We start from the raw sequence: 23210 nt of genomic DNA on the forward strand, positions 1-23210 counted from the left end.
GCCGGGTCTCGCCGGCGGCCGGCGCACGGATGCCCTCGGATCGAGGGCGCCGGGAGGCGCGGAAGGCCGGCGGCGCTTCCGCTGTCAGAAGGTGCGACAGAGCATGGCGGCGACGCGGCACAGGTCGACTGCCCGCCGCTTCGTGAGATCCGCCTGTCGCTGCATCATGCGGTCGATCGTAGGGACGTACAGGTGGGCATGTCACCAGCAGGCCGCATAGTGAGATGCGATCGTCCGGATCCTGGGACGAGGAGCGCGCCCGGGCCGTCCCCGCACGGCTTCCGGGCGCGTGTATCCGCCCTCACATCTACGGTGCGGACGGCGGCGTCTCGCCTGTCGGACACCGCCCGTCCGGCGCCAGGGGTACTACCCGGCCAGCCGCACGTTCGAACCCTTCACCGCGATCTCCACACCGTTCTTCGCCGCCTCCACCTTGTCGAGCTGGATGCCGCCCGGCAGGCCCTCGATCTTCTGCTCGAAGTCGGTGATGGAACGCACCTCGTTCTCGGCGGCCTGCACCCCGCCGAAGCTGGGGATCGAATCGGCGTGCACCCGGACGGTGTCCCCGTCGACGGTGACGGTGCTGAGGACGTGGACGGGCTGCTGCAGGACGCTCACCTTGACGGCGACCTTGATCTTGCCGTTGCCGCCGTCGGAGAGGCCGACGACCTTGGCGGTGACGCCCAGTGGGAGCTGGGTCTCCTCGGTCCTGGCGGTCTTCAACAGCTCGTCGTAGGCGATGGTGGCCGTACCGGAGGCGGTGGCCGCGGTGGCGGAGCTGTAGTCGCCGGAGAACTCGACGCCCTTCATGTCGGCCTTGAGGTCGTCGATGCGGATGCTCTGGCCGCTGGTGCCGGTGTCCGCCTCGTAGTCCTTGATGCCGACCTCGACGTCGTCCAGCGAGCCGGACACGACCTGGGTGAGGAAGGGGAAGCCCTTGATGGACACGTCCGGGGTGGTGGCCAGGCCCTCCGTGGTCCTGAGCTTGTCCGCGGCCTCGCCCTCGGCGAAGTGGACGGCGAGGCGGTCCGCGAGGACGAACAAGCCGCCGAGCACGACGACCAGGATCAGCAGTATTCGCAGCGCGCGCATGGTGGTGTCCCCCGGGTTGCGGTCGGTTGCCGCCCCACGGTAACTCCGGGAACAGGGGACACCCCTGATTTGTCGATCAGCTGTGACACGCCGTCACGGCCAGGAACAAGTCCTAGCCCAGCGCCCGCCCCAGGACGTACACCGCCGGAGCGGCGGCCGCCAGTGGCAGGGCCACGCCCGCCGTGAAGTGGACGAAGCGGGAGGGGTAGTCGTAGCTCGCGACCCGGTGGCCGATCAGCGCGCACACCGCGGCACCCGCACCGAGCAGCGCGCCCCGCGCGCCCATCCCGGTCGTCCCGCCGACCGCGATGCCCGCGCCCGCGGCGGCGAGCAGCGACACGACGACCGAGGCCGGCGTCGGCAGTGGCAGCGCACGGGCCAGGACGGCCACCGCGACGGCCGCGGCGCCCACCGTCACCGCGTCGGGGTCCGCGCCGAGGTGCCCGGTGGCGACGATCGCCAGCGCGGCGGAGGCGACGGTCGCCATCAGGCCGTACATCCGCTCGTCCGGGTCGGCGTGCGAGCGCAGCTGGAGGACCAGACAGAGCAGCACCCACACGCCCAGCGTGCCGAGGATCGCGGCGGGCGCGTGCTCACGGCCGGCCACGAGGAGCGCCACGTCCGAGACCAGCGCGCCGAGGAAGGCGAGCGCGATGCCCTGCCGGGCGGGCCACATGCCGTTCAGCCGGAACCAGCCCGCGGCCGTCACGGCCTGCAGGACCACGAGCGGCACGAGCAGGGCGTACGACCCGACGGCCGCCGCACCCGACAGAAGCAGGCCGAGGACCGCGGTGAGCGCCGCCGGCTGCATCCCCGGCTCGATGACCGGCGAGCGTCCTTCCAGACGCGCACGCTGGGCATCGGTGATACGAGAATTACCGGCGAGGGTGGCGGGACCGTAGCCGGGAGCATCGCCGTTGAACCCCTCGTCGCCTTGAGCAGCGCCGGGGAGCCCTCCCCCGCCGCCGTGGGCAGCACCGGGCGCCGCATAACCCCCGTCGTACCCCTGCGGAGCCATCTGCTCGGCCGAGCTGATCGGCGGCTGGACGCTGGTCTCCCAGGTCTGCCCCTGCCACTGCTGCGTGTACTGGAGGTCGGCCTGCGGGTCGTCGTACCCCTGCTGCTGCCCGGGCCAGCCCTGCTGGTCGTACCCCTCGTACCCCGGATACTGCTGATACGGCTGCTGGTCGGTCATCCTCACCCTCCTGCGAACGGCGGGAGCACCTCGACCGTGCCGCCGTCGGCCAGCCGTACCGTCTCATGTTCGCGGGTGCCCACGGGGTCACCGTCGACCAGGAACGAGCATCGCCGCAGCACACGCACGAGTTCGCCGGGGTGTCGCGCACGCGCGGCATCGAGGGCCCCGGCGAGGGTGTCCGCGTCGAACGGCTCCTCGGCGACCCCGGCCGCGGCCTTGGCGGCCGCCCAGTAGCGCACCGTGACCTTGGGCATCTCGTTCCTTCTCGGATCGGTTCGTGTTCGATCGGTTCGTGTTCGGTTCGTCAACAGGGTTCAGGCTAGCCCGCCCGCGCGACCGCCCAGTCCCCGATCCGGGCCAGCAGGCCGTCGTCGGCCGCGTTCTCGGCGTGGCCCATGCCGGCCTCCAGCCAGAGTTCGCCGTGGTCACCGGCGGCCGCGGCGAGCATCCGGGGGTGGTCGAGGGGGAAATAGCCGTCACGGTCGCCGTGGACGATCAGCAGCGGGGTGGGCGCGATCTTCGGCACCGCCTCCGTCGGGGAGAGCGGTACGGGGTCCCACCCCTGGTGGTGGATCCGGGTGCCGAAGCCGAAGCGGCCGAGCAGCCGGCCCTCCGGGCGGGTGATCAGCCAGTGCACCCGGCGCATGGGGACGGTGCCCCGGTAATACCAGCGGGCCGGCGCGCTGACGGAGACGACGGCGTCCACACCCCTGTGGAGGGCCGCGTGCCGCAGCACGACCGACCCGCCCATGGAGAAGCCGACCGTCACCACACGCGCGTGCCCGAAGGAACGCGCCCACTGCACGGCGGCGTCCAGGTCCAGGACCTCCTTGTCGCCGACCGTCGAGAGCCCGCCGGAACGCCCGTGCCCCCGGAAGGAAAACGTGACGACGGCCCCGTACCGGGCGAACGCGTCCGCCACGCGTCGCACGTGGGGGCGGTCCGCCTCGCCCGTGAACCCGTGCGCGATCACGAACACGGGATGAACGGCGGATGGCGGCGAGCCGTCGTATACGACCGCACCCGGGTTGTATACGGAATCGATGGAAATCCCGTCGGCGGTGGGCAGAAACGTCCGCAATGGTGTGCGCGTGCCCGTCTCGTAGTTCGGACGAACGGTGGAACGCACCACATGACCTGCCCGACTGTTGCTCATGTGGGCTATTCTGCTGGGCAGAGGACTCGGGCAGCGTAGCCCCCGGGTCCTTTTGTGCTTTCGGAAGCGTTGTATACGAAGCGGGAAACTCCAGGTGACCGCGGGTGTACGGGGCCTTCGGGATCGCAGAGCAGACCGCAGACCGCTGTGCAGTCATGCAGTGTCGTGCAGTGCAGTGCCGTAGTGCCGCAAACGTCCTCGCAGGGACCGAGGAGGAACCAGACGTATGAGTTCTCTGCTGCTCCTGACCAATGCCCTTCAGCCGTCGACAGAGGTGCTGCCGGCCCTCGGCCTGCTGCTGCACAACGTGCGCGTGGCGCCGGCGGAAGGCCCCGCGCTCGTCGACACCCCCGGTGCCGACGTCATCCTGATCGACGGCCGCCGTGACCTCCCGCAGGTCCGCAGCCTGTGCCAGCTGCTGCGCTCCACCGGCCCCGGCTGTCCGCTCATCCTCGTCGTCACCGAGGGCGGTCTCGCCGCCGTCACCGCCGACTGGGGCATCGACGACGTCCTGCTGGACACCGCCGGCCCCGCCGAGGTGGAGGCCCGTCTGCGCCTCGCCATGGGCCGGCAGCAGATCGTCAACGACGACTCCCCGATGGAGATCCGCAACGGCGACCTGTCGGTCGACGAGGCGACGTACAGCGCGAAACTGAAGGGCCGGGTCCTCGACCTCACCTTCAAGGAGTTCGAGCTGCTGAAGTACCTGGCCCAGCACCCGGGCCGGGTGTTCACGCGCGCACAGCTCCTGCAGGAGGTGTGGGGCTACGACTACTTCGGCGGCACCCGTACCGTCGACGTGCACGTACGGCGTCTGCGCGCCAAGCTCGGCCCCGAGCACGAGTCGCTGATCGGCACCGTCCGGAACGTGGGTTATCGATTCGTTACGCCCGAGAAGGCGGAGCGTGGCGCCGACGAAGCGAAGGCCAAGGCCGAGCGGGCAAAGGCGGACGAGGCGGACAACGTGGCCCCCGTGGGTGTCGAAGAGGTCTCGGCGGAGGCGTAGTACCCGCCGGTACCGCTCGGTTACCCACCGGTACCGGCCGGATCCGCTCGGCGGAGGCATTGCTTCCGCACAGGGAACGTGAGGTACGCCCTGCCCAGGGCGGGTCCATCCGCGTAGACTCCGCGCGTGGCCAAGGTGACTCGGGACGACGTTGCACGACTGGCGGGTACCTCCACCGCCGTCGTCAGCTACGTCATCAACAACGGACCCCGGCCGGTCGCCCCGGCCACGCGCGAGCGCGTCCTCGCCGCGATCAAGGAGCTGGGGTACCGGCCCGACCGGGTCGCCCAGGCGATGGCGTCCCGGCGCACGGACCTCATAGGACTGATCATCCCGGACGCCCGTCAGCCCTTCTTCGGCGAGATGGCGCACGCGGTCGAGCAGGCCGCGTCCGAGCGCGGAAAGATGGTCCTCGTCGGCAACACCGACTACGTCGCCGAGCGCGAGGTCCACTATCTGCGGGCGTTCCTCGGAATGCGGGTCTCCGGCCTCATCCTCGTCAGCCACGCGCTCAACGACCTCGCCGCCGCCGAGATCGAGGCCTGGGACGCCCGGGTCGTCCTGCTGCACGAGCGTCCCGAGGCCATCGACGACGTCGCCGTCGTCACCGACGACCTGGGCGGCGCCCGCCTCGCCGTACAGCACCTCCTGGAGCACGGCTACGCGTACGTCGCCTGTATGGGCGGCACCGCCGAGACCCCGTCCGTCGGCGACCCCGTCTCCGACCACGTCGAGGGCTGGCGGCAGGCCATGGCCGAGGCGGGCATCAGCACCGAGGGCCGGCTCTTCGAGGCGCCGTACAACCGCTACGACGCCTACCACGTCGCCCTGGAGCTCCTCTCGGGCCCGCACCGCCCGCCCGCGATCTTCTGCTCCACCGACGACCAGGCGATCGGCCTGCTGCGCGCGGCCCGCGAACTGCGCATCGACGTGCCGGGCGAGCTGGCGGTCATCGGCTTCGACGACATCAAGGAAGCGGCGCTCGCCGATCCGCCCATGACAACGATCGCATCGGACCGCTCGGCGATGGCCCGGGCGGCGGTGGACCTGGTCCTGGACGACGGGGTGCGGGTCGCGGGGGCGCGGCGCGAGCGGCTGAAGCTGTTCCCGTCACGGCTCGTGGTGCGGCGTTCGTGCGGGTGCGCCTGACCGTATGAAGGGATTCTGAGAAGCACCGCCCTGCCGCCGGATCCGTCTTTATTTCGGACGAACGAGGTTCTGGCGGGCTTCTCAGGGAGCACTCAGGGAGCTCTCATGGTCGCGGGACAAGCTTCTTGTCATGACCGAGAGCATCCGCCGCAGCGGCGAGTACGAGAGCTTCGAGAACCCCTACTTCCAGGGCGCGCAGCAGCAGGCCTCTTCTCCCGCCAACCCGGAGTGGCCGCCCCCGCCGGCGTACCAGCCCGCCGCGCAGACCGCGCAGCAGCCGGTGGTCGAGCCGACCGCGGTGTGGCAGACGCAGCCGACGGCCGCCGGAAGCGGCGAGGGCCACGGCGGCGGAAACGGTCCCGAGACGCCGCTCGCCACCGACCCGGCTCCCCGCAGGAAGCGCACCCGGGGACCGCTGGCCCTGCTCGCCGCGGTGGCGATCGTCGCCGCGGCCATCGGAGGCGGCACGGCGTACGGTATCCAGGAGCTGACCGGCAAGGACACGGTCGTCTCCTCTTCCACCACGACCAGCGTGGTGCCCTCGAGCAAGACCGGTGACGTCGCCTCGATCGCCGCGGCGGTCAGCCCGAGCGTCGTCGAGATCAACGCCACCCTCAGCAACGGGTCGTCCACCGGCTCCGGCGTGATCATCACCAGCGACGGCGAGATCATCACCAACAACCACGTCATCTCCGGCGCCTCCTCGATCAAGGTGACGACCAGCGACGGCAAGTCCTACACCGCGAAGGTCGTCGGCACCGACAGCAAGAAGGACCTCGCGCTGATCAAGCTGGAGAACGCCTCCGGTCTGAAGGCGGCGACCCTCGGCGACTCCGACGGTGTCCAGGTCGGTGACGAGGTCGTGGCGATCGGCTCCCCCGAGGGCCTGACCGGCACCGTGACCAGCGGTATCGTCTCCGCGCTCGACCGGGACGTGACCGTCTCCACGGACGAGAGCCAGGGCCAGCAGCAGCAACAGCAACAGCAGGGCGACGGTAGTTGGCCGTTCGAGTTCGGCGGCCAGCAGTTCAACGGCGACACCGGCTCGTCCACCACGACCTACAAGGCGCTCCAGACGGACGCGTCCCTCAACCCGGGCAACTCCGGCGGCGCGCTCATCGACGCGAGCGGCAACATCATCGGCATCAACTCCGCGATGTACTCCGCCGCCTCCGCCTCCTCCTCGGACGCCGGCAGCGTCGGCCTCGGCTTCGCCATCCCGATCAACACCGTCAAGTCCGACCTGGCCGGCCTGCGAGCCGGTGGTTCCGACAGCTGACCATCCACTGAACCCGTAAGGAGTACGTCATGATCAAGCAGGTTTCGCACACGGTGACCGGTGTCGGCGCGGCCGACCTCTCCCTGGCCCTCGACGTGGCGTACGAGCTGCACGCGCCGGTGCGGCAGCCGGCGGTGCGCGCCCCGGAGGTGGCGGCCCCGCAGATGATGGGCCTGCGCACCACCGCCGCCCGCCCGCACCGCCGCAAGGTGCCGCTGAACCGCCTCACGGCGATGCGCGCCTGATCTCACGCCGCTGTCCTCTTTACGCGCAAGCCGGGAGACATGCGAGGCTGAAGGCCTTCAGCACTTCCAGTACGCCCCCGTCTCCCGCCCGTCCCACCGCACCCGAGGGATCCACGCCCATGAGCCCCGCCGAAGGCGACCGTGACACCCAGCGCATCCTGATCGTCGACGACGAGCCGGCGGTGCGCGAAGCCCTCCAGCGCAGCCTCGCCTTCGAGGGCTACGACACGGAGGTCGCCGTCGACGGCGCCGACGCCCTCGAGAAGGCGACGGCCTACCGGCCCGACCTCGTGGTCCTCGACATCCAGATGCCCCGCATGGACGGCCTCACCGCCGCCCGCCGTATCCGCGGGGCCGGGGACACCACCCCGATCCTGATGCTGACGGCCCGCGACACGGTCGGCGACCGGGTCACCGGCCTCGACGCGGGCGCCGACGACTACCTGGTCAAGCCGTTCGAACTGGACGAGCTGTTCGCCCGGGTACGGGCCCTGCTGCGCCGCAGCTCCTACGCGGCGGCGGCCGGCGCGGCCGCCGTGGAGGAGGACGAGGCCCTCACCTTCGCCGACCTGCGCATGGACCTCGCGACGCGCGAGGTCACGCGGGGCGGGCGGCAGGTCGAACTGACCCGCACGGAGTTCACCCTGCTGGAGATGTTCATGGCACACCCGCGGCAGGTCCTCACCCGTGAGCAGATCCTCAAGGCCGTCTGGGGCTTCGACTTCGAGCCGTCCTCCAACTCCCTGGACGTGTACGTGATGTACCTCCGCCGCAAGACCGAGGCGTCCGGCGAGCCGCGCCTGGTGCACACCGTGCGGGGTGTGGGGTACGTGCTGCGACAGGGCGGCGCGGAGTGAACAAGGTCCTGCGGCGGTTCCGGACCCTTCCCATCAGAGCCCGGCTGTCGATGCTGGTGGCTGCCGCGGTGGCGTTCGCGGTGGCGGCGGTGTCGGTCACCTGTTGGTTCATCGTGCAGGGGAAGCTCTATGAGGAGCTGAACGACGACCTGAAGTCGGGTGTCGAGCGGGCGCAGCCCGCGAACCTGGTGTTCGCCGCCCTCGACACCTGTGCCCAGTCGCAGTCCGACGCGTTCCCCTTCGGCCCGCGTTTCAAGGGCTACTCCCAACTGGTCCAGTCGAGCGGCAAGGCCTGCATCTACGGCAACTCCGAATCCCTGGTGAAGGTCACCGGCAGCGACAAGAACGTGGCCAAGAACGGGCAGCCCGGGACCCTGTACTTCCGCAACGGCGTCGACAGCGACGGCAACGCGGTCCGCATCTTGACCACCCCCGTCGTCGTGAACAGCGACAGCGGCGCCGGGGTCGTCAAGAACGTCGCCCTCCAGATCGCCGTCCCGCTGAAGAGCACCCAGTCGACCCTCAACGAACTCGCTCTGATCCTCCTCCTCGTCTCCGGCGTAGGTGTCATCGGCGCCGGAGCAGCCGGCCTCGCGGTCGCCCGTGCCGGGCTGCGCCCCGTCGACAAACTCACCGAGGCAGTCGAACACGTGGCCCGCACGGACGATCTGAGCACCCGCATCCCGGTGAAGGACGACGCCGAGGACGAGATCGCCCGGCTCTCCCGCTCCTTCAACTCGATGACCACCTCCCTGGCCAACTCCCGCGAGCTCCAGCAGCAGCTGATCGCGGACGCCGGGCACGAACTCCGCACCCCCCTCACCTCCCTCCGTACGAACATCGAACTCCTCACCCGCAGCGAGGAGACCGGCCGCCCCCTCCCCGCCGCCGACCGCAAGGCGCTGCTCGCCTCGGTGAAGGCGCAGATGACGGAACTGGCCTCGCTCATCGGCGACCTGCAGGAGCTGTCCCGCTCGGAGGGCCAGCGCGGCGAGCGCGTGCAGGTGGTCGCGTTGGAGGACACGGTCGAGGCGGCCCTGCGCCGGGCCCGGCTGCGCGGCCCCGAGCTGACGATCAACGCCCACCTGGAGCCCTGGTTCACGAAGGCGGAGCCGGCCGCGCTGGAGCGCGCGGTGGTCAACATCCTGGACAACGCGGTGAAGTTCAGCCCCGAGGGCGGCACGATCGACGTCCAGCTGACGGGCGGTGTCCTGACGGTCCGCGACCACGGCCCCGGCATCCCCGAGGACGAACTCCCGCACGTCTTCGACCGCTTCTGGCGCTCCCCCAGCGCCCGCGCCCTCCCCGGCTCCGGCCTCGGCCTCTCCATCGTCGCCCGCACGGTCGAACAGGCCGGCGGCAACGTCGGCCTGGCCCGCGCCCACGGCGGCGGCACGGTGGCGACCGTACGTCTGCCGGGCGCGCCGACCCCTCCGCCGGAGACGGCGTAGTCACCACTTGAGCCTTTCGGCGGCCTCGGGCCCCGGCTGCTCATGGGTCCGCGACTGCCCGTCGGACTTGCAGCACTCTGTTGCACCCTTCACACCGCGAAGGCCACTGTCTTCCCTGTGGCCAGGAGGGGTGACGCGTGACGGGTCGGTTCCTCTGGGCACGCTTCGAGCCCCGTTGAGCGGTCTAGCTCGAAAGCTTTGACCGAGAGCCTGGTATCGGCTTCAGCCTGCCCAAAATCCCTCAGGGGGAGGGTGTCGCAAAATCGATTCCCCTCTGGCGATTCTCACAGTTAGAATCTCAAACGATCTTGCCGCCCCCTCATGAAAGGACCGCGTATGAAACGCGCCCTTGCGCTCACAATCAGTGCCTTTCCGTCTTGTCACTGAGCGTTGTGAACCTCATAGGCTCGTCCGCAGGCGCAGAGGCCGCTGAGAGAGCATGTGGAGGCTTCTGCCTGTACGTGAACGACGATTTCGAAGGGGACTTCTGGGGAAGTGGCCCCGAACCTGCGTGGGGCTGCCATAATGTCCCCGCAGCATACAACAACAAGGCGAGTTCGATGAAGAACCCCTTCCACGCAAAGGTGCTGTTCCATGACAGCAAGAACTGCACCGGCACGGCCGGCTACACAGCACAACCGGAAAGCCAGGACAAGGATCTGACGAACAACGGGTTTGATGACAAGACGTCCTTGATCAAGTACGTAGCCGCGTAAACCAGAAGGGTGAGGCGGCCTCCTGCGCCACCTCACCCTGGCCGCGTTCCCGAATGGTTTAGAAACTCCTTTGCAGGGCGAGGCACGTGGGGGTTCAGAACCGTCCGCGACCACTGCCCCGGCATCTCGAGGAAGAACTTTTGCGCGTCTTCGACCGCTTCTGGTGCTCCCCCCAGCCCCCGTGCCCTCCCCGGTTCAGGCTTGGCCTCTCCGGCGTCGCCCGTACGGTCGAACAGGCCGGTGACAACTTCAAACTCGCCCGCACCGAAGGCGACCGTGCGCTTGCTGGGCAGCGGCTACGGCTCCGCCTGAGGCGCCTTAGAAACCATCTCATTTGGTGAGTCTGCGGTAGCAGATGAGGGTGCAGGCAAGGCTCGTGAAGGCGAGGAAGTAGTCGGCCTTGCGTTCGTAGCGGCGGTGGAGCCGGCGGCAGCCCGCGAGCCAGGCCGTTGGGTCGGTGCGTTCGATGGTCCAGCGGTGTCGGCCGAGTCGCTGTGAGGTCTCGACGCCCTTGCGGGCGATGCGATGGCGGATGCCCCGCTGGGACAGCCATTGCCGCAGGTGGCGATAGTCGTAGCCCTTGTCTGCGTGAAGCTTGCCAGGCTTGCGTCGGCGAGGGCCTCGGCGGGACCGGATGGGTGGTATGCCCTTCACGAGCGGGATCAGGGCCTGGCTGTCGTGAACGTTAGCGCCGGAGATCCCGACCGACAGGGGCAGACCGGTCCGCTCGGTGATCAGATGGATCTTCGAGCCGTACTTGCCCCGGTCGACAGGATTCGGACCCGTCAGGTCCCCCTTTTCAGGGCCCGCATGTTCACCGAGTCGATCGCGCACCTCGACCAGTCCAACTCGCCGCGGGAGCCGAGTTCATCGAGGACCAGGCGGTGGAGCTTGGCCCACACTCTGGCCTTCATCCATTCGGTAAACCTGCGGTGGGCCGTCGCACCGGACGGCCCGAACGACGCGGCAGGCAGCTGCTGCCACGTACAGCCCGACATCGCCACGAACACGATCGCCGCCAGCACCTCCCGGTCACCATGGCGGCGCCGGCCACTACCCTGAGGTCGCGACGGCGCCTCCGGCACCACCCGCTGGAACAACTGCCACAACTCATCTGGCACCAGCCGCTCAACGATCCCCACCCCGGCAGGCTACCGGCACCAAGGAGAAGGCCCGCAGTCAGCGGCCCATCCCGCGCTGCTCGTCGAAACGACGCAGCACCCGTACCAGACGCCATATTCCGGCCGTCGCTCCGAGCAGTGCACCCCCTACCAACACGCCCTTCTTCGCTGAACCAGAGAACCCAAGGACTAGCGCGAGAGTCAGACCGACGGCGAACACCGCCGCAGCCAGCGCGACGGCTGTCACCAGGGCGAAAACAATCTCCACCGTCATTGCGTCCTTTTCCCACCGCGACTCACGCCCCATGTCCATGCTGCAAGTCTCACATCACGGTCAAGCCATGGCGCCTGGGCCGGACAGCCTGAACTCTCATGTGCGGAGGCGCACTTACCAATGGAGATGATTTCTTAGCCGGTTCGGCTCTCCGTCAGAAACCCTGCTCCACGAGGATCTGGGGGGCTTCGGCGCCGCGCACGAAGGTGTACTTCAGCCAACCGTTACCGCCGTCGAAGAACTCGGGCGTTCACCCTTTCAGGACCGTTTGGGAAGCTCAGGACGCAGACTGCCAATAGAGAAATCGCTCCGCCAATTTTCAATATATATTCTATTTTGGGCTGATTTGCGCACGGTCGGCATGTTGACAGGTTGGAGTTCCGCATGCACGATCATGGGATCGCAAGCTCGTCGCGGTTGGGATATTTACGCCACCCTTCAAACGGCGACTGCTACTGAAAGCCTTCGCAAACATCCCGTCAAAACCGAACAAATGGAGAGCGTATGCGAATAGCGAAAGCTCTGGGGACCATTGCAGTTTCGGCTGGCCTCTTTTTCAGTATGGCAACAAATTCGTATGCGGCAGACGCTTCTTGGTACACGAACGACGGCGACCCTGGTGGCCGAATTGAGTGGACCGCAAACGGAGACATTGTCCGCGTTTGCGACGTCGAGGCGGACGGCTATGCTGCAATTGGTTACGTCGCCAATGGCGAGACCACGATTTACAGCCTGCAGGCTGGCGGTAATGGCGTATGCAAGACGGCGCGCGCCAGCGACGGCGGGACGCACGACTTGGCGGAAAATCGCTACTACAACTTCACCATCTGTCTCAAGCAATCTGGCTCTGCCCCTGAATATTGCGACACAAGGGTTTTCTTGACGTGACCTGTTGGTCTCGCCATTTCATAGCGGCTCGCCAGTCCAACTGGCGGGCCGCTCTGGCTTGATGACGTGAAGAGTCTGAGCCAACTCGGGCTGCGCTAACACCGGCTAGCATAGAGAGCTGAATCGGTGCTGATGGCCGTGTCCAGGGCGGAAGCTGAGCGTTCCGTCTGGTATGGGGATGTCGCCGGGGATCGTGTCGGCTGAGCTGTGGGACCGCCTTGAACCGCTGCTGCCGCAGCGTGAGCGCAGGTTCCAGTATCCCGGCCGCAAGCCATTACCGGACCGGAAGTGCTGTGCCGGATCTTGTACGTGCTGCACACTGGAATTCAGTGGGCGTACCTGCCGCAGGGACTCGGCTTCGGCTCGGGCATGACGTGCTGGCGGCGGCTTCGTGACTGGAACGAGGTCGGTGTCTGGCAGCGGCTGCACGAGGTCCTGCTAGCCGAGCTGAATGCGGACTGACGGGCTGGGCCGGTCCCGCTGCGTGGTCGACCCCTCCCGCGTCAGGGCGCAAAAAAAGGGGGAACCACACGGGCCCCTCGCCAGTCGACCAGGCCAGACCGGGCCGACGCGTACAGGTTGGCCAGGACGTCCGGCCCTTGATCGAGCTCCTCGTCGGTCAGCGGGCAGCTCATCCGCTCGCGCAGTGCCTCGCGAGTGGCGGCGACACGTTCGGCGAGCTGATCGGCGGTGAGCTGATGGGCCACCAAGGGGGCGGCGGTCGTGATCTGTGCCATGACGTCACCGTGGCCGGACCGCTTCCCTTCCCGTCCCGGTTTCCCGCCTTCTTCACCCGAAGGTGCTCACACCGGCGTCGCCCTTGAGCCGCTCCACGAACACCGACCAGGAGCCGGCCGAGAAGACCAGGCGGGCCGTCGGGGTCTTGCTGTCGCGGACGGGGACTATGCCGGGGTAGCCGTCGGCAACCTCGACGCAGTCGTTGGCTCCGCCCTCGCTGTAGCTCGACTTGCGCCACTCGGCGGTGCTGAGATCAGGGATACGCGTCATGGTCTGTGCTCCTCCAGTACGTCGCTGATGAATGCGAGCGAGTCCGACGGGGACAGCGCCAGGTCGCGGAGCCGATCGTAGGACAGTCGTTGCCGCAGGACTTCGTCCGGATCTTCGATCAACCGGCTGCAACCGTTGCCTTCCTTGTAGGCAACGGCGCTTCCGTCCCTTTGCCAGAGCAGGGTCAGCGACCCGGTCATGTGATGGTGCGCTCCCGCGGAGAACGGCAGGACCTGGAGCGCCACGTTGGGCCACATCGCGGCAGCCTCAAGATGCAGCAGCTGGTCATGCCAGGTCTTGGCCATGGCAGCGGGACGCCTCAGGGCGAACTCATCCATGATGATGCGGACTTCGGGTTGCGGTTTCTGCCGCAGGACGTACTGTCGCCCGAGCCGTGCCGCCACCTGCTCCTCGACAGCAGCGTCACCATCGGCCGTTGTCTGGCCCCCAGACAACACCTCGCGAGCGAAGTCCTCGGTTTGAAGGAGCCCGGGAACACCCGGCGTGAACACGCAGATGACCCGTGCCGTCGCCTCCAGCCCCATGTAATCCTTGTACTGGTCCTTGAACGCGTCCAGCCGCGCCGCCCTCCAGTGACGTAACAGCAGGTCACCGGTGCCGTAATACCCGTCCAGGTCCTCCATGACCGTAACCTTGGACAGCCGCTCGCCCGACTCCAGGCGGCTCAGATAGCTCTTCTCGTACCCGGTCTCGTCGGCCAACTGACCGAGCGACTTCCCGGCCTTCTCTCGCAGAACCTTCAGCGTCTGCCCCAGAATCGCCCGCCCGGAAACCGGCTCCGTGTCAATCTTTTCGCCCACGTCACCCCTCCCCGTTGCCTGGCACCCCAGACAACACCGAACCTCTTCCGCAGCGTACGCCGAAGCTGTGACGATCGAGACACGAACGGTAATCACCGCTCGTCACGCCCCCTGCCACGACAAAACCCCCGCGACCGATGCTGCTCGGCCCCGGGGGCGTGGCCGACGCTTCGAAGGAGCGCCGTCATGCGCGAACGTACCGCCGGATTCATCGAATGGCTACTCCTCGCACTCGTGCGAGCACTGCTGCCCACCAGGGGGCGCCATCGCACGGCCCCGGCCCAACCGGCCGTCAGCAACGAGCCGTTGAACACACACCCGCACCGCCCGCACAGCGCAGCATGCCACTTCGAGTACGACACCCCCCTCGTACGCCCCTACCTCCTCACCCCCGACGAGCGCCACGAACGGAACCTGCAACGGCAGCGCCGCCGCGCCCTCTGGCCGGCAGCCCACGGCATCGACGTCGGCCCGCGCCGCATCCACGGAGTGGAGGTCTCCGCGTGAACACCGCAGAAGAGCACAGGCTTCGCCTCCTGCCCTGGACCACCCCCGAGGGCAAACCCTGCTACCTCAGCACTGACAGCGACGCCAGCAGGCTCTCCCTGCTCGCCGACGACGTGGAGGCCGCCCAACTGGAGTCGGGAGAACAGGTACTTGCCGGAGCCAGAGCCGTACTCGCGGACCCCGTGGCCGGGGAGCGGGCACTGCGCTTCGCGCTCCGCAGGACGACGGAGTGCCTGGCGGACGCCCTCCGCGTCGCGGTGAGCCGGGGTGAGCGCCTCCGCGACCACGACGAGTGACAGCGCGGCGGGACGGCCACGGCATGTGGTCGTCCTGCCGTGTCTCAGTGGAAGCCGAGCATGCCCGGGGAGTCGATGTCGACGGTGAGGATGCCCGGCGGGTAGTCGTTCTCGCGCCCGGTCAGGATGATCGACATACCGCCGGTCTCCTGGTGCGGGGTCGCGACGTACAGGGTGTGGCAGATGTCGGTGCCGCCCCAGCCGTCCCGGTGCATCGCTCCGACCGTGGCTGCCGCGGTCTGCGTCAGGGGGTCCACCATTACGCCAGGGAGAGCAAGAACATCGCTCGCGATGCCCTTCTCCTGCGACTCCGCGTACATGAGGCACAGCGCCGGGATGTGCAACCAGTCACCGGGCGTATGTGCCACATTTTCCGCGAGGTGGTGGAGCGCGCGATGTCCCCCGGCAAGCGCTACCACCGCGCTGGTGTCGAGAAGGATCATGCTGCGGCCTGATTCCGCAGGGCGTGCATCTTCTCGGCGGCCATCGCGTACACGTTGGCCAGAACGTTGGGCCCCTGATCGAACTCCTCGTCCGTGAGCGTGCAGCTCATCCGCTCGCGCAGCACCTTCCGAGTCGCGGCCACCCGCTCCGCGATCTGCTCCGCCGTGAGCTGCTGCGCCGCGAGCTCCTCGACGAGCTGCCCCAAGGTCATCCCCCGGTCCTTGGCGACCTGGGCAAGGTGGTCCCGGGCCTGGCGGGACACCTGAATGGTCGTGTGATCTGCCATGGCTCCACCATAGCCACACCGCAGCCGACCGTTTCCGGCCTTGGTTCCTACTTCACCCGATCGTGTTCCAGCACCCCATCGTCGAAATTCCCTGAGTTCGGCAACCTTTCCGTTCCGCGCGGCGACATACCCGCGCTCCCACTCCCAGCACGGAACGGAATGTCTCATGAGCGCCCACAGAAGCACAGGCACGGGCACGGAGACGGGCAAGCCCCGGCACCGCAGGCGCCGGACCGCGCTCGCCGCGGGAATCCCCCTCGCCCTCACCGCCGCCGGCACTCTCGCGTACGGCACGGATCTGGGCCTCTTCGGTGCCGACTCCCAGCGCACGGCGTCCGCGGCCGCGCCCGCCTGGGCCACCGCCTCCGCCGACGGCTTCGCGTCCGTCGACGCGCTGGGGCAGAACGGGACGTACGGCGGCCGGGACGGCAAGACGGTCACCGTGAAGACCCTCGCCGACCTGGAGAAGTACGCGACGGCGAGTGAGCCGTACGTCATCGTCGTCGCCGCGACGATCAACATGGACCCGGTCGGCAAGGAGATCAAGGTCCAGTCGAACAAGACGATCATCGGATCCGGGACGTCCGGGCAGATCGTCGGCGGCGGCTTCTTCCTCGGCCAGGGCGTCCACAACGTGATCATCCGGAACCTCACCATCCGGGACGCGTACCAGGGCGTCTGGAACGACAAGGAACACGACTACGACGGCATCCAGATGGACGGCGCCCACCACGTCTGGATCGACCACAACGACATCCGGCACATGGCCGACGGCCTCATCGACAGCCGCAAGGACACCACCTATCTGACCGTCTCCTGGAACAAGCTCAGCCAGGAGAACAAGGCCTTCGGCATCGGCTGGACCGACAACGTCACCGCGGACATCACCATCCACCACAACTGGATCCGCGAGACCGAGCAGCGCAACCCTTCCACGGACAACGTCGCCCACGCGCACCTCTACAACAACTTCCTGGAGGACGTGGCGGGGACGGACATCAAGTCCTCGTACGGCAACTACGCGCGCGGCAAGACCAACATGCTCCTGGAGAACTCCTACTTCCAGGGCCTGACCAACCCCGTCGTCCGGGACGCCACCGCGACCCTCGTCCAGCGGGGCAACGTCCTCTCGGGTACGACGGGCAAGAACGAGAGCGGCGGTTCGGGCGCCGCCTGGGATCCGAAGAAGTACTACTCGTACACCCTGGACAAGACGGCCGACGTGCCCTCGCTCCTCAAGTCCGGTACAGGTCCCCGCAGTTCCCTCGGCACCACCACGAGCGCGAACACGACCAAGGCGGCCGCCACGACGATCACCGTCGCCGCCGACGGCAGCGGCCAGTACCGGACGGTCCAGGCCGCCGTGGACGCCGTACCCGCCAACAACCCCTCCCGGGTGGTCATCTCGGTCAAGCCGGGGACGTACCGCGAGGTCGTCAAGGTCCCGGCCAACAAGCCGCACGTCACCATCCAGGGCTCGGGCGCCAGCCGCAAGGACACGACCATCGTCTACGGCAACGCGGCGGGTATGACCAAGCCCGACGGCTCCGGCACCTACGGCACGCCCGGCAGCGCCACCGTCTCCGTCCTGTCGGACGACTCCCAGGTCCGCAACCTCACCGTCACCAACGACTTCGACGAGTCCAAGCACCAGGACATCGCCAACCAGGCGGTGGCCCTGCTGACCCAGGCCGACAAGATCGTGCTCGACGGGGTCATCGTCAACGGCGACCAGGACACCCTGGAGCTGGAGACCGCCGCCAAGGACAAGCTCGGCCGGGTCTACATCAGCAACTCCTACATCACCGGCAACGTCGACTTCATCTTCGGCCGGGCGACGGTGGTGGTCGACAAGTCCGTCATCACGCTGAAGAAGCGCTGGAACGGCACCTCGGCCGGCTATGTCACCGCCCCCAGCACCCCCGCGAACCGCAAGGGCATCCTCATCAACCGCTCGTCGGTCAACGGTGACGTGAGCGCGGCCTCCTTCTACCTCGGCCGCAACTGGCACCCGGGCGGCGACACGACGGTCGACCCGCAGACCACGGTCCGCAACACCACCCTCAGCGCGGCGGTCAAGTCCACGCCCTGGTCGGACATGGGCGGCTTCTCCTGGAAGGACGACCGCTTCGCCGAGTACCAGAACACCGGCGCGGGCGCGGGAGCCGCGAGCAGCAACCGTCCGCAGCTGACCGCCGCCCAGGCCGCCGACCAGGAGGTCGCGGACTGGCTGGGCGACTGGACCCCGTCGGCGTCCTGATCCCAGCCCACGCACACCCCTCTGCCAGGCCGGCCACAGCCCCTCGCCCCACCGTGAAGGAATGGTGAATCAGACGGTGAGGGGAACGGCAGCGGACACCACGACGATCACGGCGGGCAGGATCCTGCTCGCCGACGACGACGCGGACATACGGGAAGGCATCGGCAGACTGCTCAGGTTCGAGGGCTACGAGACCGTCCTCGCCGGCGACGGACGGCTCGCCCTCGATCTGATCGCGGCCCCCGGCGGCGCACCCGACCTGGTCCTGATGGACGTCACCATGCCCGGCCTCGACGGCCTGGCCGCGACCCGCCGCATCCGGGCCTCGGGCAGCACCGTCCCGATCCTGATGATCACCGGCCGGGACGCCGTGGGCGACCGTATCGTCGCCCTGGACAACGGCGCGGACGACTATCTGATGAAACCCTTCGCCGTCGAGGAACTCCTGGCCCGGGTCCGCGCCCTGCTCCGCCGCGCCGCCCGTCGCACGCCCCCGCGCCCGCCGCGGCCCGTCGCCCCGGAGCTCCTCACGTTCCACGACGTCGTGATGGACCTCTCCACCCGCACGGTCACCCGGGCCGGCCACCCCCTCGACCTCACGCGCACGGAGCACACCCTCCTGGAGTACCTCCTGCGCCACCCCGCCAAGGTCCTCACCCGCGCCCAGATCCTCCACGACGTCTGGGGCTTCGACTTCGAACCCACCTCCAACACCCTCGACGTCTACGTCATGTACCTCCGCCGGAAACTGGAGACCGGCGGCCTGCCCCGGCTCATCCAGACGGTGCGGGGGTTGGGGTACATGCTGCGGACGGCGTAGCCGGTCCGCCCGAGCGGCTACAGCCTCAGCACCAGGGTGTCGTCCGTCGGGCGGTGCTCCGCCCAGGGCTCGGTGAGGCGGGCGTACGCCGGGCAGCGGCTCATCAGCTCGTCGTGGGTGCCCGTGTCGACGAGCCGGCCCTCGTCGACGACGAGGATGCGGTCGGCGTCGGGGGCGAGGCTGAGGTCGTGGGTGATCATGATCGTCGTACGGCCGGACATGAGGCGGCGCAGCGGCTGGACGATCTGACGGGCGGCCACGGAGTCCAGGCCGGCGGTGGGTTCGTCGAGGACGAGGACCGGGGCCGCGCGGAGCATGGCGCGGGCGATGGCGACGCGCTGGAGCTGGCCGCCGGAGAGGGCGGCGGTGCCGGGCGCGATGGGGGTGTCGTAGCCGTCGGGGAGGGCGGTGATGAAGTCGTGGGCCGCGGCGGCCCTCGCCGCCTGTTCGATCTCCTGGTCCGTCGCGCCGGGGCGGCCGCACGCGATGTTCTCGCGGACCGTGCCGTTGAGGACGAGGGTCTGCTGGGGCAGGAGCGTGATGTTCTCGCGGACGAACTCCAGGGGGACGTGCGGGAGGGGGACGCCGTCCAGGCAGATCGCGCCCGCCTCGGGGTCGTAGAAGCGGGTGAGGAGTTTGGCGAGGGTGGACTTGCCGGCTCCGCTCGGGCCCGTGACCAGGACCAGTTCGCCGGGGCCGGCGGTGAGGGTGATGTCGCGGAGGGAGGGGCGGGGGGTCTCGGGGTAGGTGAACGTGACGCCGTGGAAGCTGATCCGGCCGTGGACCGGCCAGGTGGGAACCGGGTCGGAGGGGTCCGCGACCGCCGGTTCCGCGTCGAGGATCTCGGCGATGCGGTCGGCGCCCGCCGTCGCCGCGGTGACCGTCAGGCCGAGCTGGCCGAGGCTGCGGACCGGGGGGTAGAGGTAGCCGACGAAGGCGGCGAAGGCGAGGAGCGTGCCGAGGGTCATGCGGCCGGCCGAGATCTCCCAGACGCCGAGGCCGATCACGGACAGGACGCAGAGGGTCTCCACGACCTCCACGAACTGCTCGTACATCTCACTGAGCCGTGCCCCGCGCACGCTCGCCCGCATCCAGGCGCGCGCCTCGCGGTCGAGGCGCCGCTCCTCGTCGGCGCGGCGGTTGTACGCCTGGGTCAGGACCACGTTGCCCAGGGACTCCTCCACCACCGAGGTGATCGCGCCGTCCGCGACGCGTTCGTCCTGCGAGGCCTGCTTGATCCGGCCGGAGAAGCGGCGGGCGGCCAGGAGGAAGAGGGGCGCGAGGAGGAAGGTGGCCAGGGCCAGGTCCCAGCGCAGATACAGCGCGGCGACCGCGTAGAAGACGGCGGAGAAGGCCGCGGAGATCGTGCCCACCACGCCCGACACCACCAGCTGCTCGATCGCCTCCACGTCTCCCGTCAGGCGTTCCACCAGGTCGCCCTGACGGTGCTTCTGGAAGAAGTGCGGCGGCAGGTCCTGGACATGGGCGAACGTCCTCGCGCGCAGCCGCAGGACGAATCGTTCCGCCGTCCAGGTCGCCAGTGAGTTGCCCAGGTAGCCGACGAGGGCGCCGGACGCGGCCACGGCCAGCCAGGCGCCGGCCGGGCCCCAGAAGGCGGAGAGCGAGCCCTCCTTCAGGGCGTTGTCGGTGAGTTCGGCGAACAGCAGGATGGCGGCGGTCTCGGCGAGCGCGGAGACCACCACGCAGGCCACGATCACCAGCATCCACCTGCGGTCGCCGCGGGTCAGCGGCCAGAAGCGACGGAAGGCCTCACGGGCTTCCCTCATCGTCGACGACTCCCTTCCAGTAGACATGCCGAGGCGGGGCCGCCGGCACGAGAACGCTCATGCCGGTGACCCCGCCTCGTGGCGTCCGGTCAGCCCTTGTGTGCGACCGGGCGGCGCTTCGGGGCCGCCTTCGGCGCCGGCTTCTTCTTGGCGACCGGCTTCGGGGCGGGCTTGCCGGTCTTCTTGGCGACGGGGGCGATCTTGTGGAAGCTCATGTGAATTGCCTTTCTTTTTACGGGTGCCAGTTATGTGCTTCTGTGAATTGCGTGTCAGTTCTTATGGGACACCGGGCGGCGCTTGGGAGCGGCCTTCGGGGCGACCTTCTTCTTGGCCACCGGCTTCGGGGCGGGCTGACGGGTCTTCTTGACGGGGGCGATCTTGTGGAAGCTCATCGTGTTCTCCGTTCGCTCTGTTTGCTTTCGACACGGAAAACATTACGGGACGCCCGGCGAAGAAAAGGCCAATTCCGCTTAGACCTCGATGAATTACGGCTGAGATGGGTTTTCAGGCGGATTCGGGAACCAAACACGGACTCACACAGGTTTTAAATGCGGAGAGGCCGCCGCGTCGGTGACGCGACGGCCTCGCTGCGGAGCGGGTCGTGGACTACTTCACGATCGTGATCCGGTTCGTCACCGGCGGGGCGATCGGGCTGCCGGCCGAGGAGTTGGCCGTCAGGTACTGCTCCAGGGCCGCCAGGTCGTCCGTGCCGACGAGGTCGTTCGTGCCCTGGCCCAGGGTGGTGAAGCCGTCGCCGCCGCCCGCGAGGAAGCTGTTCGTCGCGATGCGGTAGGTGGCGGCCGGGTCGACGGCCGTGCCGTTCACCTTGATGGAGTCCGTGACGACCCGGTCGGCGCCGGTCTTCGTCAGGTCCAGGGTGTACGTCAGGTTGGCGGACGGCTGGAGGATCTTCGGGGAGCTCGCGTTCGTCCCGCTCACCTGCTCCTTGAGGACCTGGATCAGCTGGGCGCCGGTGAAGTCCTGCAGATTCACCGTGTTGGAGAACGGCTGCACGGTGAAGCCCTCGGCGTACGTCACCACACCGTCGCCCTCGGTGCCCTTGGCCGCGTAGGTCAGGCCGGCCCGGACACCGCCCGGGTTCATCAGCGCGAGGTCGGTCTCGGCGTCGAGGCCCTTGCCGTACGCCAGCTGCGCGTCCGCGATCAGGTCACCCATCGGGGACTCGGTGCCCGTGCTGGGGATGTCGGCGGAGATGTAGCCGATGGCGCGGTTGCCGATGGGGGCGGCGAGGGTGTTCCACTTGCTGATCAGCTCGGTCATGTCCGGCGCCTTGGCGACGGTCCGGGTGACCACGTGGTTCGCCGATGTCGGCGACTTCACCGCCGTACGCGCGATGTCGCCGGTGAAGCGGTCGTACGTCAGCGTGGTGTCCGTGTACAGGCGGCCGAAGGACGCGGCCGAGGTGACCATGCGCGGGTTGCCCGCCGGGTCCGGGATCGTGCAGACGTACGCGGCGTGCGTGTGGCCGGTGACCAGCGCGTCGACCGACGGGCTGATGTTCTTCGCGATGTCGGCGATCGGACCGGAGATGCCGTCACCGGCGCCCGGGGAGTCGCAGTTGTAGTTGTACGCGGCCGACGCCGGCTGGCCGCCCTCGTGGATCAGCGCCACGATCGACTTCACGCCCTGGCGCTGCAGCTCCCTGGCGTACTTGTTGATCGTCTCGACCTCGTCCTTGAACTTCAGGCCCTTGACGCCCTCGGCGGAGACGACACCCGGGGTGTCCTCCAGCGTCACGCCGATGAAGCCGATCTTGACGTCCTTCTTCTTCCAGACCCAGTACGGCTTCAGGATCGGCCTGCCGGTCTTCTCGTTGAGGACGTTGGCCGCCAGGTACGGGAAGTCGGCGCCCTCGAACTCCTCGTCCGTGTAGCAGCCGGCCGTCGGGTGACAGCCGCCGTACTGCAGACGGGCCAGTTCCTTCGCGCCCTCGTCGAACTCGTGGTTGCCGACGGACGTGACGTCCAGGTCCAGCTTGTTCAGCGCGTCGATGGTGGGCTCGTCGTGGAACAGGCCCGAGATCAGCGGCGAGGCACCGACCATGTCACCGCCGGCCGCGGTGATGGAGTACGCGTTGCCCTCGCGCGCCTCGCGCAGGTGCGTGGCGAGGTACTCGACACCACCCGCGTCGATCGTCTTCGTGGTGCCGTCCGCCTGCAGTTCGGTCACGCGGCCGGACGAACCCGACGGCGGCTCCAGGTTGCCGTGCAGGTCGTTGAAGGACAGCAGTTGCACGTCCTGGTAGCGGCTCGGCAGCGGCTTGCCGTGCCCGGTGTCATGGGCGTCCGCGGGGATCGCGGCGGCCATCGCGCCCGCGGTGGCGAGCGTGGCGGCGGCCGCGAGCAGACGGTACGTACGGCGTCTGCGACTCGGGTCCGGCTGGGAAGTGGCTGGCATGCGCCCCCCTGAAAATCGGCTGAAGTAGGTGGCCCCGTCCGGCGCAGCCTAAGGTCAACGCGCGTAGCGCGACAGGGGGTTCGTGGTTACATCCTGGTTTCCCTTTGCCCTCCGCTTTGCCCCCACTTTGC

The 23210-nt window shown here is 68.5% G+C and carries 27 protein-coding genes and 1 pseudogene; 13 read left to right on the forward strand and 15 right to left on the reverse strand.

Annotation, left to right across the window (positions count from 1 at the left end; translation table 11 throughout):
- Positions 1-84: 84 nt before the first annotated feature.
- From ACIRF9_RS17550 to ACIRF9_RS17570, 5 genes are all read right to left on the reverse strand, one after another.
- Positions 85-168: a putative leader peptide gene (locus ACIRF9_RS17550; protein WP_351766844.1), complete on the reverse strand. Its 84-nt coding sequence runs from the start codon at positions 166-168 to the stop codon at positions 85-87.
- Between the two features lie 198 nt (positions 169-366).
- Positions 367-1092 carry a DUF2993 domain-containing protein gene (locus ACIRF9_RS17555; RefSeq protein WP_403822237.1) on the reverse strand — a complete coding sequence of 242 codons (726 nt, stop codon included), beginning with the start codon at positions 1090-1092 and terminating at the stop codon, positions 367-369.
- Positions 1093-1204: 112 nt separating this feature from the next.
- On the reverse strand, positions 1205-2287 hold the full coding sequence (locus ACIRF9_RS17560; RefSeq protein ID WP_403822242.1) for a hypothetical protein: 1083 nt from the start codon (positions 2285-2287) through the stop codon (positions 1205-1207).
- A 2-nt stretch (positions 2288-2289) separates the two neighbouring features.
- Positions 2290-2544: a MoaD/ThiS family protein gene (locus ACIRF9_RS17565; RefSeq protein ID WP_390660557.1), complete on the reverse strand. Its 255-nt coding sequence runs from the start codon at positions 2542-2544 to the stop codon at positions 2290-2292.
- Positions 2545-2609: 65 nt separating this feature from the next.
- Positions 2610-3446 carry an alpha/beta hydrolase gene (locus ACIRF9_RS17570; RefSeq protein WP_403822245.1) on the reverse strand — a complete coding sequence of 279 codons (837 nt, stop codon included), beginning with the start codon at positions 3444-3446 and terminating at the stop codon, positions 2610-2612.
- 226 nt (positions 3447-3672) lie between these two features.
- Here ACIRF9_RS17570 and ACIRF9_RS17575 point away from each other — a divergent pair, with 226 nt between their 5' ends.
- From ACIRF9_RS17575 to ACIRF9_RS17605, 7 genes are all read left to right on the forward strand, one after another.
- Positions 3673-4452, forward strand: coding sequence for a response regulator transcription factor (locus ACIRF9_RS17575; RefSeq protein WP_403822248.1), 780 nt, complete (start codon positions 3673-3675; stop codon positions 4450-4452).
- 126 nt (positions 4453-4578) lie between these two features.
- Positions 4579-5601, forward strand: a complete 1023-nt coding sequence (locus ACIRF9_RS17580; RefSeq protein ID WP_403822251.1) for a LacI family DNA-binding transcriptional regulator — start codon at positions 4579-4581, stop codon at positions 5599-5601.
- A gap of 130 nt (positions 5602-5731) precedes the next feature.
- Positions 5732-6880 carry a S1C family serine protease gene (locus ACIRF9_RS17585; protein WP_403822254.1) on the forward strand — a complete coding sequence of 383 codons (1149 nt, stop codon included), beginning with the start codon at positions 5732-5734 and terminating at the stop codon, positions 6878-6880.
- Between the two features lie 29 nt (positions 6881-6909).
- A complete protein-coding gene (locus ACIRF9_RS17590) occupies positions 6910-7125 on the forward strand; it encodes a hypothetical protein (RefSeq protein ID WP_403822257.1) in 216 nt (71 codons plus the stop codon).
- Between the two features lie 119 nt (positions 7126-7244).
- Positions 7245-7982: a response regulator transcription factor gene (locus ACIRF9_RS17595; RefSeq protein WP_403822260.1), complete on the forward strand. Its 738-nt coding sequence runs from the start codon at positions 7245-7247 to the stop codon at positions 7980-7982.
- Positions 7979-9433: a sensor histidine kinase gene (locus ACIRF9_RS17600; protein WP_403822262.1), complete on the forward strand. Its 1455-nt coding sequence runs from the start codon at positions 7979-7981 to the stop codon at positions 9431-9433. The genes ACIRF9_RS17595 and ACIRF9_RS17600 overlap by 4 nt, the downstream gene beginning before the upstream one ends.
- Before the next feature lie 392 nt (positions 9434-9825).
- Positions 9826-10149: a peptidase inhibitor family I36 protein gene (locus tag ACIRF9_RS17605; RefSeq protein WP_403822265.1), complete on the forward strand. Its 324-nt coding sequence runs from the start codon at positions 9826-9828 to the stop codon at positions 10147-10149.
- 330 nt (positions 10150-10479) lie between these two features.
- Here ACIRF9_RS17605 and ACIRF9_RS17610 read toward each other — a convergent pair.
- Both ACIRF9_RS17610 and ACIRF9_RS17615 read right to left on the reverse strand, forming a co-directional pair.
- Positions 10480-11285, reverse strand: a protein-coding gene (locus ACIRF9_RS17610) for an IS5 family transposase (RefSeq protein ID WP_403822470.1) whose coding sequence is annotated in 2 segments (ribosomal slippage) — positions 10480-10937 and positions 10937-11285 — 807 coding nt in all. Because the reading frame shifts where the segments join, the coding sequence is not laid out codon by codon here.
- A gap of 43 nt (positions 11286-11328) precedes the next feature.
- Positions 11329-11583, reverse strand: coding sequence for a DUF6332 family protein (locus ACIRF9_RS17615; protein WP_403822268.1), 255 nt, complete (start codon positions 11581-11583; stop codon positions 11329-11331).
- 465 nt (positions 11584-12048) lie between these two features.
- Between ACIRF9_RS17615 and ACIRF9_RS17620 the strand changes: the two genes are divergently transcribed.
- Both ACIRF9_RS17620 and ACIRF9_RS17625 read left to right on the forward strand, forming a co-directional pair.
- Positions 12049-12432: a hypothetical protein gene (locus tag ACIRF9_RS17620; RefSeq protein ID WP_403822271.1), complete on the forward strand. Its 384-nt coding sequence runs from the start codon at positions 12049-12051 to the stop codon at positions 12430-12432.
- A 172-nt stretch (positions 12433-12604) separates the two neighbouring features.
- Positions 12605-13052 (forward strand): annotated as a pseudogene (locus ACIRF9_RS17625) (transposase); the annotation flags it as partial.
- Between the two features lie 169 nt (positions 13053-13221).
- On the opposite strand, the gene ACIRF9_RS17630 reads toward ACIRF9_RS17625, so the two are convergent.
- Both ACIRF9_RS17630 and ACIRF9_RS17635 read right to left on the reverse strand, forming a co-directional pair.
- The gene (locus tag ACIRF9_RS17630; protein WP_403822273.1) at positions 13222-13440 is read right to left on the reverse strand and encodes a DUF397 domain-containing protein; all 219 of its coding nucleotides are present in this window, start codon (positions 13438-13440) and stop codon (positions 13222-13224) included.
- Positions 13437-14261 (reverse strand): helix-turn-helix domain-containing protein, encoded by an 825-nt coding sequence (locus ACIRF9_RS17635; protein WP_403822276.1) that lies wholly within the window; start codon positions 14259-14261, stop codon positions 13437-13439. The genes ACIRF9_RS17630 and ACIRF9_RS17635 overlap by 4 nt, the downstream gene beginning before the upstream one ends.
- Before the next feature lie 186 nt (positions 14262-14447).
- Here ACIRF9_RS17635 and ACIRF9_RS17640 point away from each other — a divergent pair, with 186 nt between their 5' ends.
- Both ACIRF9_RS17640 and ACIRF9_RS17645 read left to right on the forward strand, forming a co-directional pair.
- Positions 14448-14768, forward strand: a complete 321-nt coding sequence (locus ACIRF9_RS17640; protein ID WP_403822279.1) for a hypothetical protein — start codon at positions 14448-14450, stop codon at positions 14766-14768.
- Positions 14765-15064, forward strand: coding sequence for a hypothetical protein (locus ACIRF9_RS17645; protein WP_403822282.1), 300 nt, complete (start codon positions 14765-14767; stop codon positions 15062-15064). The genes ACIRF9_RS17640 and ACIRF9_RS17645 overlap by 4 nt, the downstream gene beginning before the upstream one ends.
- A 44-nt stretch (positions 15065-15108) precedes the next feature.
- On the opposite strand, the gene ACIRF9_RS17650 is transcribed toward ACIRF9_RS17645, so the two are convergent.
- Complete coding sequence (locus ACIRF9_RS17650; protein ID WP_403822285.1) at positions 15109-15324, reverse strand: hypothetical protein; 216 nt, start codon at positions 15322-15324, stop codon at positions 15109-15111.
- A 179-nt stretch (positions 15325-15503) separates the two neighbouring features.
- Complete coding sequence (locus tag ACIRF9_RS17655) at positions 15504-15794, reverse strand: hypothetical protein (RefSeq protein WP_055634043.1); 291 nt, start codon at positions 15792-15794, stop codon at positions 15504-15506.
- A gap of 166 nt (positions 15795-15960) precedes the next feature.
- On the opposite strand from ACIRF9_RS17655, the gene ACIRF9_RS17660 reads away from it, so the two are divergent.
- Positions 15961-18054 carry a pectinesterase family protein gene (locus ACIRF9_RS17660; RefSeq protein WP_403822288.1) on the forward strand — a complete coding sequence of 698 codons (2094 nt, stop codon included), beginning with the start codon at positions 15961-15963 and terminating at the stop codon, positions 18052-18054.
- A gap of 61 nt (positions 18055-18115) precedes the next feature.
- Positions 18116-18874 (forward strand): response regulator transcription factor, encoded by a 759-nt coding sequence (locus ACIRF9_RS17665; RefSeq protein WP_403822290.1) that lies wholly within the window; start codon positions 18116-18118, stop codon positions 18872-18874.
- A 17-nt stretch (positions 18875-18891) separates the two neighbouring features.
- Here the strand turns inward: ACIRF9_RS17665 and ACIRF9_RS17670 are convergent, their stop codons facing one another.
- From ACIRF9_RS17670 to ACIRF9_RS17685, 4 genes are all read right to left on the reverse strand, one after another.
- On the reverse strand, positions 18892-20661 hold the full coding sequence (locus ACIRF9_RS17670; RefSeq protein ID WP_403822293.1) for an ABC transporter ATP-binding protein: 1770 nt from the start codon (positions 20659-20661) through the stop codon (positions 18892-18894).
- Between the two features lie 89 nt (positions 20662-20750).
- Positions 20751-20876, reverse strand: a complete 126-nt coding sequence (locus ACIRF9_RS17675) for a hypothetical protein (RefSeq protein ID WP_403822296.1) — start codon at positions 20874-20876, stop codon at positions 20751-20753.
- Positions 20877-20930: 54 nt separating this feature from the next.
- A complete protein-coding gene (locus ACIRF9_RS17680; protein WP_403822299.1) occupies positions 20931-21053 on the reverse strand; it encodes a hypothetical protein in 123 nt (40 codons plus the stop codon).
- Between the two features lie 214 nt (positions 21054-21267).
- Positions 21268-23079 (reverse strand): bifunctional metallophosphatase/5'-nucleotidase, encoded by a 1812-nt coding sequence (locus ACIRF9_RS17685; RefSeq protein ID WP_403822301.1) that lies wholly within the window; start codon positions 23077-23079, stop codon positions 21268-21270.
- Between the last annotated feature and the right edge of the window lie 131 nt (positions 23080-23210).

It is taken from the genome of Streptomyces sp. NPDC096132, assembly GCF_044763345.1.
Classification (GTDB): Bacteria; Actinomycetota; Actinomycetes; order Streptomycetales; family Streptomycetaceae; genus Streptomyces.

Bases quoted from the DNA above. Each gene is read 5' to 3' on its own strand.
- ACIRF9_RS17670 (WP_403822293.1), bottom strand. From the start codon at position 20,661: ATGAGGGAAGCCCGTGAGGCCTTCCGTCGCTTCTGGCCGCTGACCCGC.
- ACIRF9_RS17630 (WP_403822273.1), bottom strand. From the start codon at position 13,440: ATGACGCGTATCCCTGATCTCAGCACCGCCGAGTGGCGCAAGTCGAGC.
- ACIRF9_RS17685 (WP_403822301.1), bottom strand. From the start codon at position 23,079: ATGCCAGCCACTTCCCAGCCGGACCCGAGTCGCAGACGCCGTACGTAC.
- ACIRF9_RS17550 (WP_351766844.1), bottom strand. From the start codon at position 168: ATGATGCAGCGACAGGCGGATCTCACGAAGCGGCGGGCAGTCGACCTG.
- ACIRF9_RS17650 (WP_403822285.1), bottom strand. From the start codon at position 15,324: ATGGTGGACCCCCTGACGCAGACCGCGGCAGCCACGGTCGGAGCGATG.
- ACIRF9_RS17640 (WP_403822279.1), top strand. From the start codon at position 14,448: ATGCGCGAACGTACCGCCGGATTCATCGAATGGCTACTCCTCGCACTC.
- ACIRF9_RS17675 (WP_403822296.1), bottom strand. From the start codon at position 20,876: ATGAGCTTCCACAAGATCGCCCCCGTCGCCAAGAAGACCGGCAAGCCC.
- ACIRF9_RS17585 (WP_403822254.1), top strand. From the start codon at position 5,732: ATGACCGAGAGCATCCGCCGCAGCGGCGAGTACGAGAGCTTCGAGAAC.
- ACIRF9_RS17665 (WP_403822290.1), top strand. From the start codon at position 18,116: ATGGTGAATCAGACGGTGAGGGGAACGGCAGCGGACACCACGACGATC.
- ACIRF9_RS17590 (WP_403822257.1), top strand. From the start codon at position 6,910: ATGATCAAGCAGGTTTCGCACACGGTGACCGGTGTCGGCGCGGCCGAC.
- ACIRF9_RS17680 (WP_403822299.1), bottom strand. From the start codon at position 21,053: ATGAGCTTCCACAAGATCGCCCCCGTCAAGAAGACCCGTCAGCCCGCC.
- ACIRF9_RS17595 (WP_403822260.1), top strand. From the start codon at position 7,245: ATGAGCCCCGCCGAAGGCGACCGTGACACCCAGCGCATCCTGATCGTC.
- ACIRF9_RS17655 (WP_055634043.1), bottom strand. From the start codon at position 15,794: ATGGCAGATCACACGACCATTCAGGTGTCCCGCCAGGCCCGGGACCAC.
- ACIRF9_RS17620 (WP_403822271.1), top strand. From the start codon at position 12,049: ATGCGAATAGCGAAAGCTCTGGGGACCATTGCAGTTTCGGCTGGCCTC.
- ACIRF9_RS17560 (WP_403822242.1), bottom strand. From the start codon at position 2,287: ATGACCGACCAGCAGCCGTATCAGCAGTATCCGGGGTACGAGGGGTAC.
- ACIRF9_RS17565 (WP_390660557.1), bottom strand. From the start codon at position 2,544: ATGCCCAAGGTCACGGTGCGCTACTGGGCGGCCGCCAAGGCCGCGGCC.
- ACIRF9_RS17570 (WP_403822245.1), bottom strand. From the start codon at position 3,446: ATGAGCAACAGTCGGGCAGGTCATGTGGTGCGTTCCACCGTTCGTCCG.
- ACIRF9_RS17575 (WP_403822248.1), top strand. From the start codon at position 3,673: ATGAGTTCTCTGCTGCTCCTGACCAATGCCCTTCAGCCGTCGACAGAG.
- ACIRF9_RS17660 (WP_403822288.1), top strand. From the start codon at position 15,961: ATGAGCGCCCACAGAAGCACAGGCACGGGCACGGAGACGGGCAAGCCC.
- ACIRF9_RS17555 (WP_403822237.1), bottom strand. From the start codon at position 1,092: ATGCGCGCGCTGCGAATACTGCTGATCCTGGTCGTCGTGCTCGGCGGC.
- ACIRF9_RS17615 (WP_403822268.1), bottom strand. From the start codon at position 11,583: ATGGACATGGGGCGTGAGTCGCGGTGGGAAAAGGACGCAATGACGGTG.